At 65.9% G+C, this 3299-nt stretch carries 3 protein-coding genes; all 3 read right to left on the minus strand.

The features are described from left to right. Positions 1-96: 96 nt before the first annotated feature. Positions 97-1173 (minus strand): ethanolamine ammonia lyase-activating protein, encoded by a 1077-nt coding sequence (locus VFC51_05675; GenBank protein HZT06499.1) that lies wholly within the window; start codon positions 1171-1173, stop codon positions 97-99. A gap of 32 nt (positions 1174-1205) precedes the next feature. Continuing rightward, the gene (locus VFC51_05680; GenBank protein ID HZT06500.1) at positions 1206-2216 is read right to left on the minus strand and encodes an extradiol ring-cleavage dioxygenase; all 1011 of its coding nucleotides are present in this window, start codon (positions 2214-2216) and stop codon (positions 1206-1208) included. A gap of 68 nt (positions 2217-2284) precedes the next feature. Next, positions 2285-3299, minus strand: a 1015-nt coding sequence (locus tag VFC51_05685) for a hypothetical protein (GenBank protein HZT06501.1), incomplete at its 5' end; no start/stop codon positions are given.

The raw sequence follows: 3299 nt of genomic DNA on the forward strand, positions 1-3299 counted from the left end.
GCGCACCGACGATCGGTCATCCCGAGCCGAAGGCGAGGGATCTCCGCGCGACTCATGCATACCGCTTCGACCGGTCCTTCGTCGTCGCCGCCCTCCTCACGATGACGTCGCCGGATACTTCGGCCGCGGGTAGAGCGGCTGTACCCCGTTCCGCGCGCACTCCTGCTCGAACTCATCATAGATGGCCGGGTCCTCTTCAGCGGGCTCGATCTGGTCAGGGAATCCCCCGCTTGGGCGACCAGCATAAAAGCCGCCAAATCGGAAGGCAAGGTACCGAACGCGGGAGGGACCGGGATTGAAGTGCTGGTGGTATTCCCATTCCTTCGGCGAGAGCACGCTGCCGTCCCTCCACGGCACCTTCGTGCGCGGCTCGCCCTCGAACCAGAGCAACGAGTACCCCTCGCCGTCCAGGATCACCACGTGTGCGCCAACGCCGTGGCGGTGGCCCTTGAGGTAAGTGCCGACAGGCCATTCGCTGATGTGCGACATGAGCTTCGAATTGTTGCCCAGGTGGATGTGCATGTTCGAGCTGCCCTCGCCGCGCTCGGGCTTCTCATCGAGCTTGAAGGTCCGGACGTCGGCGATGTAGTTCGTCTTCCACTCGATTCGCGGCGCGATCCGGTGTCCGGGCGCGGTGAAGAAGTCGTCCTCCACGGCGTATCGGTCGGTGAAAACGTAGGGGTTGTTGAAGACGAAATCGACGCTGTTGAGCATCCCGCCCGCGAGATTGATCATCGTCGGCGCGTGCGTCACCATGAACAGGCGCGCAGGCATCTGACCGTCCAGGTTGAAGTGCTGGTAATAGCAGTTGAGGGGCGGTGCGAACACCGACCCGCGCTGCCACTCGACCGTCTGCTTCTTGTCGGAGTTCCCCTGCCAGAGCGTCGTGGCCCCCTGCCCGTCGAGGACGTAGATGAGCGCCTCAAAGAGGTGATGCTGCACGGCCGTCTGGCCGCTGGGCGCGATCTCGACCACCCACCCATCGTCGTGCTCCTGCTCGGCTAGGTTCACGAAGGCGCCCTTCTGCCCCAGCCGAGGCCACGACGCGACGGCGACCGTGTGAAGGTCCTCGACATACGAGCCTCGGTAGATCGGAATGCCTTCCGCCTCCTGCCATCGCGCATACGGAGAGACGGTGTCCTGACGACGTCCATCCATTGTCAGTACGTGCACGGGTAAACCTCCAATGACGGGCTGGGTGGCGGCTACCTGGCCGCGCCAGTGGCGACGGTGCTGTTCTCAAGATCCCAGCATCCGGCGGCCATGCCCATGATGCCGCGGAAGAAGGGCTCGTAGACAAGCTCGGTGGGCGGCACGTCGCCGAGGGCGCCCATCAGGACGATCCACTGCCGCATCTCGATGTTCCCACTGTCCAGCAGATCCTTTGACGTGAGCTTGCGCAGCTCGGACCCCCGTCCTTCGGCCATGTGGCCGACGGCCATCCGGTCGAAGTCGACGTGAATCCAGCCGAGGGTCGCCTGACCATCGTAGTGCGGCCACGGAAAGCCGGCCGTGTAGTGGGACAGACCACCCGAGGCGAACAGCGCGACGCGCTTTGTGTCCGGCTGCCGCTCGATCACCCGGCGGAGCCCCGCGCCGAACTGGTAGCACCGCGCGGGCGTGGGCGCCGGGACGTGAATGGCGTTGACGAAGATCGGGACGATGGGGATTTGCGCGGTGGGATCCAGCATGCGGAGGATCTGCACGTGCGCGTGCGAGCGAAGACGATCGTCCGCGAGGCGCAGGGACGACGCCAGGTCGAAGCCATCCTCGACCATGCCCTCGTGGATCGCGCGGCTCAGGGCCGCGTCACAACGATAGCGCGTCTCGGTCGGCGGGCCGGCGTGCCCGCCGGTGACCTGTGCCGTTCGCTCGTCACGGCCCTCCGCGAGCACGTCGTCGCCGGTGTAAATCGCGAACTGCGGCAGGTTCTCCTCGCGAAAGTTCTCGTCCTGATCGTCTCCGATCAGCACGAGCACGTCTGGCCGCTGGCGGTGGAGCTGGTCCCGCAGGTGGCTGAGCGCGGCGGCATACCGCTGAAAGCGCTGGCGGTTGCCCTCGAGCGTTTCCCCCGCGATCTCGGGTCGCTCGGGCGGCTCGACCCCATAGCGCCGCTTGTAGTGGCTGCGGGTTACCTGCCGGCGCGCATCCCAGTCATCCGGCTCCAGCAGCGCGAACGCGTGTGAGGAAGCCAGTCCGGCAACGATTCGTCCCATGATCGCCCTCCTTCCGTTCAGCAGAGTCTGAAGAATGGCTCCGCCATTTTTCACGACCCGCTATCAGGTTACATCTGCGCCGCCACGGTGAGCGTCTGCCACCCTCTGCCCTCCGACGCGAGCTGATCACAGAATTCCCTCCAACTGCAGCCGGTCGGCAGCATGCCGTAGGTCCCGACGATCTCCGGGAAGTCGTTGAGGTCTGGATCGCGGACGACGTGGGGCGGGTCCTTGCCCTCCTGCACGCACCTGATGGCGTGGCGGAGAAGCGTCCGGGACGCGGCGATCGCCGCGTCGTTGGGCGCGAGGTGCTCGTGAGTCCGGTCCTGAATCGGGCCGGCCGTTTCGGTCGCGCAGAGGTCCTGCGCCGCGAAGTACTTCTGCGGGATGCCGGAGAAGCTCCAGGTCGTCATGAGCTCGCGGTCCTGCAGATAGCGGTTTGCGCGGTTGGGCTCCGGATGATACGTGGGCGGCGGCGCCCAATCGACGCGGCTCCCTTCGGCGGCGATCGCTCGCTCGCGGTCGAATCGAATCGTGTACTTCCAGTGGTGGGTGTCGTCGATCGGGACGTGCCAGTTGATGCTGCCGCCCGGAATGACGGTGAGACTCGGCAGCAGAAATGTCGCGAGACGCACGTACGTATCCCCGCCCGCCTTGCGCATCTTGCAGATGCGTAGCCCAAAGGGGAGGAGCTGGCCCTCGCACGATTCCTGGCCCGGCGATGGGCCGCGACCCGACAGCGACTCCGGCTCGCCATAGCGCTCGACCGCCGCCTGACGCTGCTCCGGCGTCAGGCGGCTGAGATCGCGGCGAATGTAGTGCAGGAACGAGGTGTGGAGCAGGTCGATGTTCCCCTCGTTGCCCTGGAGGTAGTTGCACTCGCTGTACAGCTTCTGCGCCACCACGTGATCGGCGTCGACCTGGAGCGGTGGGTAGTTGGGGAGCAGCGGCGGCTCGCCGGGGCCGAGGTAGGCGAAGATGATCCCGTTCTTCTCGACGCATGGGTACGCGGTGTGACGGATGCGCTCGTGGAAGGTGCTGCCGGCTGGCTCCCCGGGCTGTTCGAGGCACCGGCCGGAAACG

The organism is Chloroflexota bacterium (genome assembly GCA_035652535.1).
Classification (GTDB): Bacteria; Chloroflexota; UBA6077; order UBA6077; family SHYK01; genus DASRDP01.

Excerpts from the sequence above, each read along its gene's own strand:
- VFC51_05680 (HZT06500.1), bottom strand. The coding sequence starts at position 2,216 with ATGGGACGAATCGTTGCCGGACTGGCTTCCTCACACGCGTTCGCGCTG.